The organism is Corynebacterium coyleae (genome assembly GCF_030408635.1).
GTDB classification, from domain to species: Bacteria; Actinomycetota; Actinomycetes; order Mycobacteriales; family Mycobacteriaceae; genus Corynebacterium; species Corynebacterium coyleae.
The window spans coordinates 703,804-719,863 of sequence record NZ_CP047198.1; the positions used below are offsets into that span (position 1 = coordinate 703,804).

27 protein-coding genes are annotated in these 16,060 nt (G+C 58.4%); 20 read left to right on the forward strand and 7 right to left on the reverse strand.

Annotation, left to right across the window (positions count from 1 at the left end; translation table 11 throughout):
* Nucleotides 1-51: 51 nt before the first annotated feature.
* The gene (locus CCOY_RS03415; protein ID WP_092101700.1) at nt 52-543 is read left to right on the forward strand and encodes an ImmA/IrrE family metallo-endopeptidase; all 492 of its coding nucleotides are present in this window, start codon (nt 52-54) and stop codon (nt 541-543) included.
* Nucleotides 543-935: a hypothetical protein gene (locus tag CCOY_RS03420; protein ID WP_092101703.1), complete on the forward strand. Its 393-nt coding sequence runs from the start codon at nt 543-545 to the stop codon at nt 933-935. The genes CCOY_RS03415 and CCOY_RS03420 overlap by 1 nt, the downstream gene beginning before the upstream one ends.
* Nucleotides 936-1,177: 242 nt before the next feature.
* Here CCOY_RS03420 and CCOY_RS03430 read toward each other — a convergent pair whose 3' ends face one another.
* The 5 genes from CCOY_RS03430 to CCOY_RS03450 form a co-directional block, all read right to left on the reverse strand.
* The gene (locus CCOY_RS03430; RefSeq protein ID WP_167594501.1) at nt 1,178-1,318 is read right to left on the reverse strand and encodes a hypothetical protein; all 141 of its coding nucleotides are present in this window, start codon (nt 1,316-1,318) and stop codon (nt 1,178-1,180) included.
* Nucleotides 1,319-1,394: 76 nt separating this feature from the next.
* A complete protein-coding gene (locus CCOY_RS03435; RefSeq protein WP_208856583.1) occupies nt 1,395-1,673 on the reverse strand; it encodes a hypothetical protein in 279 nt (92 codons plus the stop codon).
* Nucleotides 1,674-2,660: a RhuM family protein gene (rhuM, locus tag CCOY_RS03440; protein WP_092101709.1), complete on the reverse strand. Its 987-nt coding sequence runs from the start codon at nt 2,658-2,660 to the stop codon at nt 1,674-1,676.
* 68 nt (nt 2,661-2,728) lie between these two features.
* On the reverse strand, nt 2,729-3,220 hold the full coding sequence (locus CCOY_RS12135) for an ImmA/IrrE family metallo-endopeptidase (protein ID WP_353959158.1): 492 nt from the start codon (nt 3,218-3,220) through the stop codon (nt 2,729-2,731).
* Complete coding sequence (locus CCOY_RS03450; RefSeq protein WP_167594503.1) at nt 3,156-3,626, reverse strand: hypothetical protein; 471 nt, start codon at nt 3,624-3,626, stop codon at nt 3,156-3,158. Before CCOY_RS03450 ends, CCOY_RS12135 begins: the two co-directional genes overlap by 65 nt.
* Before the next feature lie 173 nt (nt 3,627-3,799).
* Between CCOY_RS03450 and CCOY_RS03455 the strand changes: the two genes are divergently transcribed.
* Nucleotides 3,800-4,012, forward strand: a complete 213-nt coding sequence (locus CCOY_RS03455; RefSeq protein WP_092101715.1) for a hypothetical protein — start codon at nt 3,800-3,802, stop codon at nt 4,010-4,012.
* A 176-nt stretch (nt 4,013-4,188) separates the two neighbouring features.
* Here CCOY_RS03455 and CCOY_RS03460 read toward each other — a convergent pair whose 3' ends face one another.
* Nucleotides 4,189-4,464, reverse strand: a complete 276-nt coding sequence (locus tag CCOY_RS03460; protein ID WP_092101718.1) for a hypothetical protein — start codon at nt 4,462-4,464, stop codon at nt 4,189-4,191.
* Between the two features lie 125 nt (nt 4,465-4,589).
* Between CCOY_RS03460 and CCOY_RS03465 the strand changes: the two genes are divergently transcribed.
* The 9 genes from CCOY_RS03465 to CCOY_RS03505 all read left to right on the forward strand — a co-directional run bounded on the left by CCOY_RS03465 (nt 4,590) and on the right by CCOY_RS03505 (nt 8,318).
* A complete protein-coding gene (locus tag CCOY_RS03465; RefSeq protein WP_092101721.1) occupies nt 4,590-4,838 on the forward strand; it encodes a hypothetical protein in 249 nt (82 codons plus the stop codon).
* The gene (locus CCOY_RS03470; protein ID WP_092101724.1) at nt 4,835-5,017 is read left to right on the forward strand and encodes a helix-turn-helix domain-containing protein; all 183 of its coding nucleotides are present in this window, start codon (nt 4,835-4,837) and stop codon (nt 5,015-5,017) included. Before CCOY_RS03465 ends, CCOY_RS03470 begins: the two co-directional genes overlap by 4 nt.
* A gap of 67 nt (nt 5,018-5,084) precedes the next feature.
* Nucleotides 5,085-5,279, forward strand: coding sequence for a hypothetical protein (locus tag CCOY_RS03475; RefSeq protein ID WP_143028454.1), 195 nt, complete (start codon nt 5,085-5,087; stop codon nt 5,277-5,279).
* Nucleotides 5,280-5,449: 170 nt separating this feature from the next.
* The gene (locus CCOY_RS03480) at nt 5,450-5,689 is read left to right on the forward strand and encodes a hypothetical protein (RefSeq protein ID WP_092101726.1); all 240 of its coding nucleotides are present in this window, start codon (nt 5,450-5,452) and stop codon (nt 5,687-5,689) included.
* Nucleotides 5,689-5,967 (forward strand): hypothetical protein, encoded by a 279-nt coding sequence (locus tag CCOY_RS03485; RefSeq protein ID WP_092101729.1) that lies wholly within the window; start codon nt 5,689-5,691, stop codon nt 5,965-5,967. Before CCOY_RS03480 ends, CCOY_RS03485 begins: the two co-directional genes overlap by 1 nt.
* Nucleotides 5,967-6,611, forward strand: coding sequence for a hypothetical protein (locus tag CCOY_RS03490; RefSeq protein WP_092101732.1), 645 nt, complete (start codon nt 5,967-5,969; stop codon nt 6,609-6,611). Before CCOY_RS03485 ends, CCOY_RS03490 begins: the two co-directional genes overlap by 1 nt.
* Complete coding sequence (locus CCOY_RS03495; protein ID WP_143028455.1) at nt 6,595-6,951, forward strand: hypothetical protein; 357 nt, start codon at nt 6,595-6,597, stop codon at nt 6,949-6,951. The genes CCOY_RS03490 and CCOY_RS03495 overlap by 17 nt, the downstream gene beginning before the upstream one ends.
* A 138-nt stretch (nt 6,952-7,089) precedes the next feature.
* Nucleotides 7,090-7,875: a hypothetical protein gene (locus tag CCOY_RS03500; protein WP_092101738.1), complete on the forward strand. Its 786-nt coding sequence runs from the start codon at nt 7,090-7,092 to the stop codon at nt 7,873-7,875.
* On the forward strand, nt 7,872-8,318 hold the full coding sequence (locus CCOY_RS03505; protein ID WP_092101741.1) for a hypothetical protein: 447 nt from the start codon (nt 7,872-7,874) through the stop codon (nt 8,316-8,318). The genes CCOY_RS03500 and CCOY_RS03505 overlap by 4 nt, the downstream gene beginning before the upstream one ends.
* A 147-nt stretch (nt 8,319-8,465) precedes the next feature.
* Here CCOY_RS03505 and CCOY_RS03510 read toward each other — a convergent pair whose 3' ends face one another.
* The gene (locus CCOY_RS03510) at nt 8,466-8,822 is read right to left on the reverse strand and encodes a hypothetical protein (RefSeq protein WP_167594504.1); all 357 of its coding nucleotides are present in this window, start codon (nt 8,820-8,822) and stop codon (nt 8,466-8,468) included.
* A 223-nt stretch (nt 8,823-9,045) separates the two neighbouring features.
* Here CCOY_RS03510 and CCOY_RS03515 point away from each other — a divergent pair, with 223 nt between their 5' ends.
* The 8 genes from CCOY_RS03515 (at nt 9,046) to CCOY_RS03550 (ending at nt 16,053) form a co-directional block, all read left to right on the forward strand.
* Nucleotides 9,046-9,405 carry a hypothetical protein gene (locus tag CCOY_RS03515; RefSeq protein WP_167594505.1) on the forward strand — a complete coding sequence of 120 codons (360 nt, stop codon included), beginning with the start codon at nt 9,046-9,048 and terminating at the stop codon, nt 9,403-9,405.
* 277 nt (nt 9,406-9,682) lie between these two features.
* On the forward strand, nt 9,683-10,108 hold the full coding sequence (locus tag CCOY_RS03520) for a hypothetical protein (protein ID WP_143028456.1): 426 nt from the start codon (nt 9,683-9,685) through the stop codon (nt 10,106-10,108).
* Between the two features lie 579 nt (nt 10,109-10,687).
* Nucleotides 10,688-11,149 carry a hypothetical protein gene (locus tag CCOY_RS03525; RefSeq protein WP_092101750.1) on the forward strand — a complete coding sequence of 154 codons (462 nt, stop codon included), beginning with the start codon at nt 10,688-10,690 and terminating at the stop codon, nt 11,147-11,149.
* A 105-nt stretch (nt 11,150-11,254) separates the two neighbouring features.
* On the forward strand, nt 11,255-12,211 hold the full coding sequence (locus tag CCOY_RS03530) for a terminase (protein WP_244268697.1): 957 nt from the start codon (nt 11,255-11,257) through the stop codon (nt 12,209-12,211).
* Nucleotides 12,195-12,800, forward strand: coding sequence for a terminase TerL endonuclease subunit (locus CCOY_RS03535; RefSeq protein ID WP_244268698.1), 606 nt, complete (start codon nt 12,195-12,197; stop codon nt 12,798-12,800). The genes CCOY_RS03530 and CCOY_RS03535 overlap by 17 nt, the downstream gene beginning before the upstream one ends.
* Nucleotides 12,801-12,806: 6 nt before the next feature.
* Nucleotides 12,807-14,138, forward strand: coding sequence for a phage portal protein (locus CCOY_RS03540; protein WP_092101758.1), 1,332 nt, complete (start codon nt 12,807-12,809; stop codon nt 14,136-14,138).
* Between the two features lie 17 nt (nt 14,139-14,155).
* Nucleotides 14,156-15,763, forward strand: a complete 1,608-nt coding sequence (locus tag CCOY_RS03545; RefSeq protein ID WP_143028457.1) for a hypothetical protein — start codon at nt 14,156-14,158, stop codon at nt 15,761-15,763.
* On the forward strand, nt 15,733-16,053 hold the full coding sequence (locus CCOY_RS03550) for a hypothetical protein (protein ID WP_143028458.1): 321 nt from the start codon (nt 15,733-15,735) through the stop codon (nt 16,051-16,053). Before CCOY_RS03545 ends, CCOY_RS03550 begins: the two co-directional genes overlap by 31 nt.
* Nucleotides 16,054-16,060 lie beyond the last annotated feature (7 nt).

Consider the following 16,060-nt stretch of genomic DNA (forward strand, 5'->3'; position numbering starts at 1 on the left):
GCGTCGTGGGGGATGGATATACTGGCGGCGAGTAGGTAAGGAGGTGCGCCGATGTTGTTGTGGGAGTCTGCGAGGCAGGAGGCTGACCGGCTGCGCTCCGTGCTGGATCCGGGCAGTTTTGGGTTGGACAACTTGGTCAAGATGGCCAACATGCTCGGCGCCCGTGTGTGGCTGCAGCCGCTTGAGCCGGATGTGTCTGGTTTTGTGCTCAAGGAGAAGGACACTGCCCCGGAGGTCTTCATCAATTCGCTTGAGACCCCGCAGCGGCAGCGTTTCACGCTCGCGCACGAGATCGGCCATTTGATCGAGCGTGCTTCGATCGCCGGCGATGATGACTATTCGTTCATCGACTACCGCAAGTCTGACGGTTACAACCTCCATGAGTTCTATGCGGACGAGTTCGCAGGTGCGCTACTGATGCCTGCCGATGAATTGTTGAGCATCGTGGATACCCAAGGGGAGTACGCGGCAGCGGAGCACTTCGGCGTGTCTGTTCCTGCAGTGCGTAAGCGTTGTGACCGTCTGGAGAAGAACCCGGAGTAATGGACGATCTGACAAACGCGGACCAGCGGAAGACCGAAGACGCTAAGGTCGACGTCCAGCCGAGTGCTGAAGCGCGGGTTATGGCAGCGCAGGCCAAGCAGCAGCATCCAAGCCCGGACCCGCCAGCGGCAGCAATGCAGAAGCCCGTCAATTCCCCGGCGTTTCTGATGTCCTGGGTGAAGTGGCACCCAGCGATTGGCATGTTCCAGTTCCTGGCGGACTGTGCAACCTCTAGTGATGACCCGCCTTACGTTCGGTTTAATACCGCTCGCGACATGTGGCCAAAGTTCTACTGGCTGTGTGTGTTCGTCGACTTCCTGGTCATGGTTGCTATCTTGGCGGGTCTTGCGGTTGTCGCTTGCCGGGTCATCATAATGACGCTCTTCTCGTAGCGTTCCAACCTACTTGGGGTGGTTTTTCACTGGGCTGCCGGGTCGTTTCGCGTGCCAGGTTTTAACTTCTTCGGCGTCCCAGAGGGGGGTTCTGCCATCGAAGTGAGCAATGGGAGCCGGTGTGCGTCCCTGTGCGGTGTAGGTAGTCCAGGTGGATGGTTTGATGCCGCAATGGGTGGCGCACTCTTTGACGCGCCAGAGTTCGCGTCCGGTGTCTGCGTCAGTAATGATGGGGCGCATCGTTATGCCTTTCGGTTCATGATGAGTGCTCGGGTGTCGAGTGTGAGGCAGAGGATTGCGCATGCGCCGATGGCGGCAAGCGTGGCGGGGTGCCAGTTAAAGATGGCGCCGATAATGAAGAGGGCTACGGTGGCTATGGTCATTGCTTGGTTCCTTTCTGTGGGTTAGTGTTGGGGTAGTCCCCGGTTCCGGCTACTTGGCTTAGTCGGAACCGGGGTTCTACTTTTCAATCTCTGGCGGGTTCTTCTTCTTGAGTGGGTACTTTGTGAAGTGTTCCCTGGTCTTGAGGATTGTTAGCCAGATGGCGGTGATTGTGGCGATGAATTCAATCACCTTGCCTCCTTTCTCTGTTGAGTTTTCTTCGTTGTTCCTTGTGGAACTACCTACAGCATAGCGCGCTAACACGCTATGCATCAAGTTGGCAAATGGTGGAATTGTGGCGCCGTCGAAGCGTCCGCTCTGCGGCGGTTGAACAATCTCCGGCCCCGTAGAGTGCATTTATTTGTTCTTCATGTCTCGAACGGCTGTCTCTAGCGCGGCCATGTCTTTCGCGTCTACTTTGGCGTCGAGACTCCGCTTGTGGGCTTCCCATTGCTCCTTTGCGTAGTCGGTAGCTTGTTTGTGGCTGCGGCTACCGGACCCTTTGAGGACCTCGCGTTCGTTGAATACAAGCCATTTGTCGGTGAGCTCTTTCCAGTCACTCAGCAGCATTCCTTGACGTTTATCAGCGCGGTCTTCGGCATAGTCGAGGTACATGGTGGTCAGTCGTGCCATCTCTCGCAATTCGTCGTCGGTGAGGTAGTTCTTAGCGACGATGACATCCTTGGTTTTCGGCCCGTTGACACTGTCCCAGTTAGTCAGGCCCATGTTGTCCTTGGCGGCGTCGGCGCGCGCGATTATGAGCTCGGCAGCGGTCTTGCCGTGTACTGCAAAGTGCAGTTTGTTCTGTATCGAGGCGAAGAACTGCTGTACGTCCGTGCGCTTGGGGTTGTAGTCGCTACTGGAGGCGGCGATGACGTCACAAATCTTGCGGAAGAATTGGCGTTCTGACAGGCGGATTTCGCGGATCCGCTCTAGCAGTTCGTCGAAGTAGGTGTCGTGGTTGTCGTTTTTAAGGCGCTGATCATCGAGTGCGAAACCTTTAACTAGGTATTCGCGGAGCACTTGGGTTCCCCATGTGCGGAATTGGCTTCCGCGTGGACCGCGGACGCGGTACCCGACGGCGATAATCATGTCGAGGTTGTAGTGATTTACAGACCGGCTTTGACCAGGTACTTTCAAAAGTTGTTTGAAAGTAGACTCTTCGCCAATTTCCCTCGACAGCGTGACTTCTTTGATGTGGTGGGAGATGGCGGAGGTAGTGACGTCGAAGAGTTGCGCCATCTGCTTTTGAGTAAGCCACGCGTCGTGTTCGACTACCTGGAGACGCACCTGTACCTTTCCGTCGTCGGTGTTGTAGATGACTACTTCGTCTGGATGGGGCATATCAGTGAATCTTTCTAGGGGAATTAACTCTGTTTAAAGCTCAGAAGCAGAGAGGGTCTTGTGGTGCATCACCGCATAGGTGGGGGTGGCGCTGGCCGTCTTACGTGTGTCCTTTCGTAGAGGCGTTGCCAGGTGGTGACAATGTTGGTTGTGACGTCTAGTTCCTGTGCGAGCAGGTTTGGGCTGTGCCCGTAGAGACGTTCCGCAAGTTCGTACTCTATCGGGGAGATCAGCAGTGTGGCGGCGAATCGGTCTGCTTGTTGCTCTTGCCGCGCTTTTAGCCATCCGGTGATGCCGGCTCGGTGTTCGTGGGTGACGTGGCCAAGTTCGTGCGCCAGCGTGCAGCGTTGTTCGATGGGGTGCAGGCCGGGCGCAAGCAGTATGAGGTCGTGTTCGGGAAACCAGCCGCCGGTTTCGCCTCCTTCGAGCCAGCCGACGTCGTCAACATCAACCCACACACCGAGCCTGCTGGCCATGTCGAGTAGGTCGACGTAACTAGGGGCCATCGTGGTACTCGTCGTCGCCCATCTGCGGCTCGCGTGGAGACGAGTCTGCGGCATACGCGTCTCGTCCCGGTTTCGGTTTGCTGCGCCAGTCCGCGCCCTTGAACTGCTTGTCGACGTCAGCCTCGCGCTGCTTGCGCTTCTCCTCCAGGTCGGCAGGCTCCGGAATATGCACCGGCGAATCGAGGGACAGTTCGAAGTCGCCCTCGAACATCGGCGACGCATTAACGCGCTTCGTGATTTCGTCGAAGATCTCCGACCAATCAGCGCGTTCGAGCGCCTCGCGGATAGCGAGTGACTCAACCTTGAAGTCAGTCTCGGTGCAGTAGCCGTGGGCGATCAGCGCATCCGCGACGTCGATTTCGTATGCCTGACAGATCAGAATCACATTCTCTGCGGAAATCGCTCCACGCTCAATCTGGCGGAAGAGAGTTGTCTTTTGAATGCGGGCCGCTGAAGCCACAGCCGTGATGCTGGGCGCCCCCGGTAGGGAATTAATCCAGGTTTCAATATCCACAGTTGCATTATGCAACGCCTATTTGAGCATGTCAAGCGTCGAAAAGTTAAAAAGGTTGCAAAATGCGTAGCAATGTTTCATAATGTGTACGGAAGGTGCAATACGAAACAGGAGAGCGGATGAAACTACGACCTGGATTCCTCGACAACCTCGCCGCTGAAATCAACGCGACGAGCGACTATGACCTCGCAACGTTCCTCGGCCTGACCGAGAAGCAACTCGAACATCTCCGTTATGGCGCCGAAGTCACGCCAGAGACTGCGGCGATTCTCGAGGCCCGCCGTTCGGCTCACCTAAAAGCCGCCGAAATCCTCAACCCCGCCGTCGCCTAGACGCGCCGGGCAGGCACCGCAGTCGTCACAAAGAAAGGAAACGCTAATGGTGTCAACAAATGAAAAGGCGCCGGAAGGGGCAACTTCCGGCGCCAGGAGCAAGGAGCGGGTGACGCCTGTCGGTACCGGCAGGGCTGTGCACACGATCCGCGTGAAACTCCCCAAGTATGAGGTTCCTACGATTCGGCGGATCCGTGAGCAGATTGGCCGGCTTCAAGAACGGCCACGCGCTCCTCAAGATGCTCAATCGCAACGCCCGCCCAATGCAAGGAATTGATCAGTGCCTGGATCACTTCAGCGCTACTGACTGAATCAGTCTCTTGAAGGGCTATCAGGGCGTCAAGGTGTTTCACCCAGAACTGCCTAGACGAGAGATTCGAATCGGACGCACCAGCGGCATTAAGCCGCTCTACCTGCTCCCGTAATCCGTCGATGTGGAAGTCAAAGTCCATTGATTTTCACCTCACTTTCTAGCGCCAGCTGCGCTAGGAGCCGAGATTACTGCGGAATTTCAGGACATAGCCACAAGCAGGAAAACGGAAACTCCTAGCCATAACCGAACAAGAAGGAACAACCAATGCTCTGGAAACGAACCGAGTCAGACAACGAAATGCCGACCGAACAGTTCTGGCACAACACCATCCGTGGAATGAGCCAGGCGATGGCCGACCTTAAGTCCTTCGAAGACGACTTCGGACGGTCGGAAGCGTTCGAAGAGGGCTACAAGCGAGCTGTCCTCCACATGCACCAGGACCTTGGATCGACCAGCACCGAATTCAACTGCATCGTTGACGCCGCCAAAGAGCGGGCAAAGGACCTGCAATGAGTATCAAGCTTTTGAAATACGAGGAGGTCATGGACCAACTCGGCGTCTCCAAGAACACGGTCCGCAACCTTTACCGCGCCGGACACCTGGAGCGATTCAAAGACGGCCGCAAAGTGCGGTTCACCGAACGCAGCGTCAACGCCTACATCGAATCGAAACTTTTTCGAATCGAAGCGTAAGCGCCTGCGCACCCGACAACGACGCAACAGAAACCCACCCCACTCACGCCACGAAAGGACACTCCAGGTGAACAACAACAAAGACACCATGGCCCGACTACCCGCAGGCATGCGCGCCTACGCATACCGGGCTAGCAACCAAGCAAGAGTTGCGCTGCACCTGCCCCACGGAACAGAAGCAATCGACCTGTCAGCCGGGCAAATGCAACGCTTCGCCGAAAGGCTAGGAGAACTCGCCGGCGACTCCACGCAAGCGAGTTGACCAAAGACTCGCAACAGCCCGACCGGTGTAGCACGGGTTCGACTCCCGCGCCGGGCACTAGGCAGTGGCAAGGAGGAATATCTCGTCCCTCTCAAGGCCATATCCGTCGGTGACAGTACGGCACTGTGCGCCTCCACTGCCCTAAACGTTTCACAGGAAGAAGAACAGCAATGCAAACAAATGATTGGACCGCTATCGCGGCTGCTGTTGGGGTGCTGGAGAAACCCGCATCGCCTGCGCCGCGTCATCGTATCCCGCTTGAGTGTGTCTCTCCGTCGGCAGCGCGTGTCCGCGACGCCCAGGACGAGACCGACCAACCGCTGTGGAAGAGCATCTGCGAGGCCCTGTTGATCGTCGTAACGATTTGGGCGTGGACGGTGTTCGTGTGGGTGATGGGAGGCGAGGCGTGATGGCGTCGTCGACAGACAACCGGCGTGATCCGTATTGGATTGCGCGCAGGAACTTTCAGGCAGAGGTTACAGAACTTGCGGCGTTTTACTTCGGGCGTGTCCCGCGGCGTTGGCAGAGGTATGTCGAAGATCTGTTGGCTGCGGATGTGGACGAATCGGTCGCCGGGCCGAAGTTTCTAGTCCATGGGGCTGTTCAGGTGCGTGCTGCTTTGTGGGGTTTCGCGCTGGCGACCTTGGTGTTCGCGGTTGGTTTGGTGCTTGCTTTGGAGGTGCTGTGATGGGACAGATTCAGATTCAGGGCCCGCAGGTGCCGTTGCTCGTCGACGTGGTGATGAACCGACTGCAGGATGTCATGGACCGCAACGCCGAGTTAGAGCGGGCGTTGTCGGACGTGCCGCGCTCGCCGGCGGTTGATGCGCAGCGACTGGAAGCGCTGGAAGAAGAGTGGCGGCAGATGTCGAACAAGTACGAAGCCGCGCACAACGACAACCTGCGGCTTAAAGAGCAAGTAAAGAAAGCGGAGCAGGAACGCCGTTCGGCACTGGATTCAGCGCGAGTGTTGCGCGGCAAGCACCAAAAGAGTGCTGACGAGTTGGCTGATCTGCGTAAGCAGTTGCTTGAAGAGCGCGAGACGAAAAGGCGCACCATCAAGCGTGAGACTGCGGTTGCCCAGGAGCATGCGGACGAGGAGCGCAAGGCGCGCGAGGAAGCAGAGCGTGCGCTGGCGAAGTCCGAGGCGTCGTTGAAGACCTTGCAATCGCGAACCAAGCGCGCGGGCGATCCTGCGTTTTGGCGGTCGCTTCAAAACCATGTGGACGTTGCGGTGACACAGTTCGAGGAGAACGCCGGTAAGAGTTTCACCGCACTGCGTCGGGCCCAGCACCTTTTGGAGACAAGGGGCGACGATGACCAGGAAAAGTAAGAAGTTGCCGCACTGTCAGTACTGCGGCGAGCCGGTGAAACTGGCGTGGACACACCAAGGAATGGCCGAGGACGAGGAAGTCAGTTTCGACGCCTCCCCGGATCCTGAAGGTGATCACATGATGCATAAGCGTCCTGTCGAGGGTGGTGGCCACCGCACGTATGCGTTGTGGGTGGACATGCAGGAGGCCGCCGCGATGCGCGCGCAAGGTTCGCTTTTGTGGAAGCGGCATGAAAAGACGTGCCCGAAGTGGCCAGACAGCACCAAGCCTCGTGTGGATCCTGACTGGCTCGCCGCGCGCCTTTCGCAGTTGAACCTGCCGGGCGGGCCACGTGGATGAACGCGACCTCGATGTGTGGTGGAGCGCGCTCCCACTGAAACGAAAACAGCAGTTGTGGCGCTGGCTATCGAAAGACGATGACCAGCACCGCGTACTGCCTAACCAGATTCCACTTCTAGAGATGAAAGGAGACACACAATGACTTCGCACAGCACGTCTGATTCGCTGCTGATCTGCCGCATGGATTCACTCTCTCGCGCGCTGCGTGCGGCGTTGAAGATCGCCGGCAAGAAGGAACTTTCCTTCGTGCGGCTCAGCAGGCCGTCCGAGGAGAAACTCGCCGTATCGGCAGTAAACGAGAAAGCCACGTTTGCCACGACGTTGCACGCGAACTTCATCCATTGGGTAGAAGACCGCGATCATGTCATTGACATCAGCAAGCCGGTTGCGGCGTCTCTTGCTGGCTTCGAGATCAAGATGCCAAAGGGCCTTGACTCCGACCCGTTGGTGTCGTTGCGTATCGGCGAGGAAGCGCTTCGCCTGCGGGACGAGACGGGCTTGTTTCCGATTGCCCGTGGCCGCAATGAGTACCGCGAAGCCGAGCCGGTGCTTCCCGGCAACCACCGGGAAGCATTGTCCAGGACGAGCACGTGGCCTGGAGGGTCGTTCCTGTTCCCACCGGAGGAACTCGCCACTGTCGCAAGCGTGGCCAAGGCTCTTGATAAGCCGGTCGGGTTGATGCAGCGTCTCGTGCGTGACAATGCGGTGCGGTGGTATGTCGTCGGCCCTGGCTGGCAATTGTCGATGGCGGAAACACCAGAATCACGTAACAAGGCCGACAACGAGACGGCACAAGACCAGTCGCCGGAGCACGACCAGGACGCCGAGCCCTCCGACGCAGAGCAATCTGATGCGGACAGCGAACCGGCTAATCCAGTGGCCAAGATCGTGCGAGTAGCGGCACCGGAGTTCGCGCCAGCATGATCGAAGGTATCTGCCAGCAGAAGAAGTGGCGCCGCAAAGTCCGCAGCGGTGAGTTGATCCCGTGGGACACCACCGGGTCGACGGAGTTGCGTGAAGCAGCACACGCCAAAGCACGCATGCTTTGCGCGTCCTGCCCGGTACTGGAAGCGTGCGAGGCCTACTTATCTGACATGGAGCGTGCCGGCATCAGCGTTGCCGGTGTGGTGGCGGGCCGCTACAGCGATCTAGCGCTTAGCGCGACCCCCTCGCGGAAGATCAAGAAACTGCCCGAGGAAGACGCCGTAGAGCGGCAAGCCACCTGCAGAGGATGTGGTCAAAGGATGTGGCCACAGTTCGCCACGCCAGACCTCATTGCACAAACGCCGGCACCCCAACACTGCGGCGAAGGGCTCTGCGAGAACTGCCACCCACACCTATCCCGCACCAACCGCACCACCAAATAACCCAGAAAGGAGGCCACCATGGCTTGGCTCAGAGTCGGCGACAACATCAACACCCACCCACTGATGTCACGCCTGGTGGAAGCATGCGAATACGACCATGCATTGAAACTCGAGGCACTCGGACTCTTCATCGCCCTCGCAACATCATCAGCAGCACACCTCACCGACTACGTCGTCGAACCAGGTCTCGTCGGCGTACTCGCGCCGGGCCGCGAGAAGAAACTGATGGACGTGTTGCGTGCGGCGACGCTGGTAGAGAACTACAAGGACGAACAGGAGGAACGGTGGCTGTACAGGCTGAAGAATGACATTGAGTTCGTCCACATGAGAAGCAAGGCGGCGGTTGAGATCGACCGTGACCGCACTCGTGATCGTCGCAATCCAGAACTGACGATCCCCGTGCGTGTACGCGACGGCGACCAATGCCGGTGGTGTGGACGTACCGTGAACTTCGCCGACCACAAGTCGAACCGTGGCGGCACGATCGATAGTTTGAACTCGCACCAAGAGTCAACGGTGGAAACACTGGTTGTCGCTTGTCGCGGGTGTAACTCTGAAAGGAAAGCGGGCAAGGAAGGCTTCGAACTGCGTCAAGCCCCGATGTTCCCGCATTATGAAACATCGACCATAAACTTCATCAATACCCATAAATGGTCCGTTGCCAACGGTATCCATGTGGAGAAGTCACAATCTGAGTTGGAATTGGAGCCTGCAGCAGCGCGGGCGGATGGAGCGCCAGCGGAGGTTGAGGGAGCAGCGCGGGAAACTGCAGCAGCGTCTCAACCACGGGCAGCACACACCGCTGACAGTGCAGCGCGGCTGGCAGCAGCGTCTGACGAGACAGCAGCGCCTACCACTTCGACCGGGCAACCAGTCCGGTCACGAGACCACGAAGATGAACCCGCATGGTTACGTGAGCCGATTGATAAGTATCGCCGAAAGCCTGCAGCAGCGCGGGCGGATGGAGCGCCAGCGGAGGTTGAGGGAGCAGCGCGGGAAACTGCAGCAGCGTCTCAACCACGGGCAGCACACACCGCTGACAGTGCAGCGCGGCAGAGGCGCCGACGCAAAGGTAACGAATCGATAAAATCAAACGGATATCCGTTTGATTTCACGGGTAGGCAGGGTGACGATCCGGGGTTGTCCGGGTCGGGTCGGGACGGGACGGGTCGGGCCGGGCCTGTACGAAGACGCCGTAAGCGGGGCAGACGTGGAGGTGGGAAGAAATGATTGACGACCTGGATAGATGGTTATATCTCTTAGAGTCTCGCTCTCCGTTGCTTGAAGAGTTATTGGTTCCACGTCGGGGAATTGGTGAAAGGTTTAGCCGGCCTCCGGCCCGTCGGGGGTCGAAGCCTCCTTTGGTGATCGATATTGCTGATCTGATTTGCCGGGTTGAGAGCACGCTCGGCTTCTGGTGTGGGCGTGTGGTTGCAGCATTGGATGTGCACGAGTCGGCTCCCGGTGAGCGCGACGCAGCAGTGCGTGCGCGTTGGTTGGCTCGACACATCGATGTGATTCGCAAGCAGCCATGGGCGGAAATGATGGCGACGGAACTGGCGGGGCTTACTGCGGTGGTGATGGAAGTTGTAGAGCCGACTGGTGAAGACATTGAACCGCCGGCTTACGGCACTGCTCGCCAGATGCAGCGTTGGGCCGCACATCTGGGTTATCCAGTGTCCAGGTGGAAGATTCAAACGGCCATCGAGCGCGGGCAAATACCCTCGACAGTGCGGCCTGATGGGGCACGATTGGTGCGTCTAGAAGACGTCCTTGGGCTGGGGAAATGAGCGAGCATTCTAAACCAGCCACCCAGGGTGCTATGCTTGCGCATTGTAAGAAGTTTCAAGCCCCAGCCGTCCGGTTTGGGGCTTTTGTTGTAGATGTTGGGAGGTGACGCAATGGCAAGAGCGAACACGATTTGTGCAGTACCTGGCTGCCCAGACTCGACGCATTCGCGTGGGCTGTGTCGAAGCCATGCGGCACTTCACGAACAGCACCAACGTCGTACTGTTCCCACGAAGGTTGCCTACCGTGACCCGGTGGAGCGGCGGCGCCGAGCCGACGCGGTCGCAGCGCACCGCGCCCGGTACGGCAACATCTGTCCCGGCTTCCAACGCCCACCGCACCGAGCCACTGACTTAACCGCACAGCACGCTGACGCGCTCGTGCTCGGTGGTGCTCTCGATCAACCCCTGACGGTGCTGTGTCGGGCGTGCAACTCGCGTCACGGATTGGCCGCTCGGCGGAAAAAGGGACCGGCGTTTCGTCGGGGTGGGGGAGTACCCCTCAACCAGCCACCACCTGCGCCGTGGGCTAGGGCGGAAAGAAGTTTTTAGGGTTCAAAAAACCAGGTAGGAGGGGTAATTATGGGTTCTGGTGGTGCTCGAATTCGCTCCGGTCCGCGTCCGGATCCGACATCTAAACGTTCCGAGCAACGCGGGATTTCGGGTTCGTTGCGGCAGTTGCCGGCAGAGGGCTACACCGGCCGAATTCCGGCTTGGCCGCTGCCGAAGCGACCCAATAGGGAAATCGCGCTGTGGAAGAAAATGTGGCGCTACCCGCAAGCCGTCGCCTGGGCAGAAGAACCGTGGCGGTGGCTGATGATTGCGCATTATGTGCACTGGGCTGTCAAAAGCGAACAGCCTGATGCGTCACCGTCGACGATGACACAGACCATGCGACTTGCCGATGCCATTGGGCTGACGCCTGCAGGAATGCGTGAAAACGGCTGGGAGGTTCGCGCCAAGACCGAGAAGGAGGAGGCGGAGTCGAACGCCTCTCGTGCCGGTCAAAATGTGGTGCAGATACGCCGCCGACTCCGCGAATAACGATTGCAAGACTGGAAAGTCGATTTCCCAACGCTTGGCGACCTGTGGGACGCATGGGTACAAGCGCACTGCAGGGTCCCAGACGGCTACCGACGCGGCGAACCAATGCGCTGGTCGGATTGGCAGTTCTGGTGTGCGGCAAAGTTCGGCGAGATTCGCGCCGGGCTGGTCTGGGAGGGTGATCCTCTTGGCAACCAGGCGTTTCGGTATCGCCGTATGCAGGTGGTGTTGCCGCAGAAGATGGGCAAAGGTCCGTGGGCGGCGACGATGTGCGCGCTGCAGGCTGTTGGTCCTGCAGAGTTTTGTGGGTTTGCGCAGGCTGGTGATGTGTATCGGTGTGCTGATTGGGGGTGTCCGTGTGGTTTCGAGTTTGAGTACATGTCGGGCGAGCCGATGGGCAGGCCGCATCCGTCGCCGCTGCTGCAGATTACGGCGACGAGTGAGGACCAGACCGATAACACGTACCGTCCTTTGCGCTCGATGATTCGGCTGGGCCCGTTGAAGTGGCTGCTGAAGGACTTGGGCACGTTCGTGCGTGTCCTTGGACATGAAGGTGGTGAAGATGCTGACCGTATCGACGTGGTCACCGCCTCTGCGGACTCGAAAGTCGGTAACCCGGTGTCTTTCGTCGTCCAGGACGAGACGGGCCTGTGGACGGCGTCGAACCGGATGACGAAACTGGCTGACAACCAACGTCGTGGCCTGGCAGGTATGTCGGGTCGCTCGATTGAGACCACGAACGCCTGGAACACCGCAGTGAACTCGGTCGCGCAGCAAACGTTCGAGTCGCCAGTCGATGACGTGTTCCGGTTCTACCCACAACCTCCTGCAGACCTGCGCTGGTCAAACAGCGAGGAGCGCCGAGCAATCCTTGAATACGTCTACATGGGCACCCCATGGGTCAACCTCGATTCGATTGAGGCTGAAGCCCAGGAACTCAACCACCGTGACCCCGAGCAAGCGGAGCGCTTCTTCGGCAACCGATCAACCTACGCGTCTGGCACCTGGCTGCCAGCAGGACTTTGGGAGGGCGCATATGGAATGGATGGCAAACCCGCCTGACGGGACTCGTATCTGTCTTGGCTTCGACGGCTCGGAGGTCAACGACTGGACCGCAATCCGCGCAGAGACCGTCGACGGCTTCCAGTTCACTCCCCGCTACGGGCCAGATTCGCGCCCAACGATCTGGAATCCCGCCCAATGGGGCGGGCGCATTCCCCGCGGCGAAGTCATCGCCGCCGTTGATGAACTCTTCGACCGCTTCGACGTAGAGCGAATGTACTGCGACCCGCAAGACTGGCGCTCCGAGATCGGCGACTGGTCACTGGCTCACGGCGACGAAACCGTATTCGAGTGGCCCACAAACTCAATCCGGCGCATGTTCGCCGCACTTTCTCGCTTCGAAATCGACCTATCCACCGGACGAATCACACACGACGGGTGTCCGCTGACCGCAATGTCGGTGGCCAACGCCAAACGGGTCGCAAAACCCGGCCAGCAATACATCCTCGGCAAGCCCACAGACCACCAGAAGATCGACGCCGCAATGGCCTCCGTAGTCGCCCACGAAGCAGCAATGGACGCCCACGCAGCAGGCTGGGGAAACTCACACGAATCAGGAGTCATAGTGCTCGGAAGACGCAGGAGGTGACCGGACATGCTCACAGACGAAGAACAACGCCTAATGCAGGCGCTTTTCCACAAGATTCAGCAGGCCAAACCAGCCGACAGGGAAAACGAGCGCTACTACCGAGGTATCCAAGACATCGGCAACCTCGGCATCGCAATCCCACCGGACGTGCAACCATTCGCATTCCCACTCAACTGGTGCCGCACATACGCCTCCGTGCTCGCTGAGCGCATGGAAGTGCGCATGATCCTCCGATCAGGCGAAACCAGCGAAGACAAAGAACTCCGCGAAGACTGGGAATCAAACTACCTCGACGCCTCCCTGCCACTGCTCGTACGCGACTTCATCGTCCTCGGACGCTGCGCCCTCTCCATCGCAGCAGATCCCGACGGCGGCAGGCCACGCATCCGCGTCGAATCACCCAAAAACCTCGCCATCATCGTCGACCCCATCACCCGAGCAACAAAAGCCGCACTGCGCATCTACCGCGCAGAAACCGGCAGAGCCGCCCACATGACCCTCTACCTCCCAAACGAAACCATCATGATTTCGCGCCGGGCAGGCAAGTGGGAGGCAGTACAGCGCATCGAGCACGGCCTGGGCCGTGTGCCGGTAGTCATGGCGTTCAACCAAGACACCTCCGACGATGTGTGGAAGGGAGAAACGCAGTTCTCCGACCTCAAGCCATTGGTGAACATGGCTGGCCGCGTGATGCTGCAACTGCAGATGGCAATGGAGACCGTCTCGACACCCCAGAAGATCGCCCTTGGCGTCGCCAGGACCGACTTCCAAGACGAGTACGGCAACCCTGTCGACGAGTGGGAAACCTACCTTGGCAGCGTCTGGGCTATCTCCACGAAGGGCGCCGACGTCAAGCAATTGCCAGGCGCAGACCTTGCCGGCTTCCACAAAACCATCACCATGCTTGCAGAACAGGCGGCAACTGTCACCGGACTGCCTGTGCGCATGATGGGCCAAAACACGGCCAATCCGGCGGCAGAAGGCTCTATCCGCGCCGACGAGTCACGCCTTGTCAAGCAAGTCGACCGGATGTCCCGCGCCATTGGCGCCGCTCTTGCATGGTCGCTAGGTGTTGCTGAGCGCATCCGGCGCCACGCCTGGGAGTCTGACGGCAAAATCTCGCTTCTTTGGCACGACCCAGGAACCCCGACGGAGGCACAGCGCGCGGACGCGTTGTCGAAGAAGACAGGCGGAAAACCGATCCTGTCGGTGCGTGGTGCACTGCTGGAACTTGGGTTTACACAGGCGCGCATCGATAAGGAACTTGAGTGGCTGGCGCAGGAGCGCGATAACTACTTCGACATCAGCGACGCCAAGTTCGAGCGCGCCGGGCTTTAGGCAGGAGGTGAGCGGAAATGAGTACAACATGGTCATTTCGGGCATTGCCGCCGGAGATGCGGGAAGAGGCTATTGAGCGATCCAAGATTGTGCGGCAGACGCTGCGCAAGTTGCGCATTGATCTGATGCCTCGGGCGTCCCCGATGGATATCGACGTGTGGGAGCGTGAGTTTGGCGATCAGGTGGTTCAGTTGATCGCGAGGGCACAGGCGAAAAACGCCGCTCTGGTGGATAAGACGATGAACCTGGAACTGATGGCCAACGGCTGGCAAGATAGCCCGATCGGCATGCTCAACCCTGACGCGTTTGCCGGGTATATGCCTGATGGGGATCCGTTGGAGATCATTCCGCGTGCAGTAGCCAAGCGTGTTCGTGAGCGGCTGGCGCTGTATGAGGAGCCGACGCCACAGGAGTATCGCCAAGCATGGGAAGCCGGTGGCCACCTCCTGGCGACGATTACCCAAACCGCGTTGATTGATACCCAGCGAATGGCGAAAGCAGTTGCCGGCCTTATGCGGCCAAAGACGCTCTACGTTCGTATGGCGAACCCGCCATGTTGCGCGCGATGCGCGATCTTGGCAGGCAAGCGTGGCTATTGGGACAGGCCGTTTCTGCGGCATCCAGGGTGCGATTGCACACAGGTTGCAGTCCCGGATGACGGTTCCGTCCGCTTCGAGGGGCCTGGTTTCGACGTTCAGGCCTACTGGGACTCGTTGAGTGCGGCAGATCAAGACAAGGTCTTTACCAAGTCTGGTGCTGCAGCGATTCGCGCCGGGGCTGATATCAATCAGGTGGTCAATAGTCGGCTGGGGATGTCGGCGGCTGGCCAGTCGTTTACGACGATGGGCACGACGTCGCGTTCGAAGACGATGCGGTACTACTACGGGCGCCCAAAGGGGTCTGTGAAAGGCTTGTCTCGTGTTCAGCGGCTCAGTGTTCCGGAGATCATCAGCCGTACGCAGGGCGACCAGCAGCATCGTGTGGAGTTGTTGTACAAGCATGGCTACATTCGCTCGGTCCGTCCTGGTGTGTTGCCGGAGAAGGTGCGCGACTTGGTTGCTGACCCGGCTCGCGCGCGACATCAGGCACTGTTCGAGGAGTTTTCGAAGATTGCGCCGTCGATTGACCCGACATTGCCGGTAGAGCACATTACAAAGCGAAAGCCTGCGAAAATCACCAACAGTGGTCACATACGCGTGAGAGGAGGCCATGCGTATTCTCAACTTTCACCGATACGTGAAGAAATACAAGCAATTCGGCAGACACATCCTCAAGCGACTCTTGCTGCTGAAAAGACCTTCTTCCCTGATCAAAATGACTCGGAACTAATCGAATGGTTGAGCACTGTAAGAAGTGATGGGTTTAGCGATCCTACTTATCTTGAGCGTTCTAAGTTCGGAGGATGGAACGTACAAAAATCTGCCGTTGACCGAAACGGAAATCGCATTCTGGTTGAAATAGGCATTGGCCCAACCTCAGGTGATACCGATTTTGAATGGCAACTTACGACTGTATTTCCACGTTACGGTGATAAAGTATTAGCACTTGATAAGTCAGGCGAAGTGATAGATAAACCATGGAGAGGAGGTGGATCGTGGACCCATACGATGCTGAACAAGGTCTGATGGAAGAGTTCGGAGTGGAGGACCGGCATCCAGCAAACGAACTCCGCAGCGTTTATCTGTTAGGCGACTTTGTTGATGCCTGTGAACTGGGTGTTGTTCCTGATAAAGAAATAAAGAAGTCGTATCTTGCGCTTTGGGAAGACCCCGACGAGTGGTTCGATGATTCACTTTTCACCATCCCTGCCGTTGAACTTCTTTACACCGGCGTACGGCAATTCGCGGCCATGGAGCCGCCTGTCGATGTGAACCTTCCATCTATCAAGACGCTCTTTCCTGACCGGGATTCGTAGAGTCCAA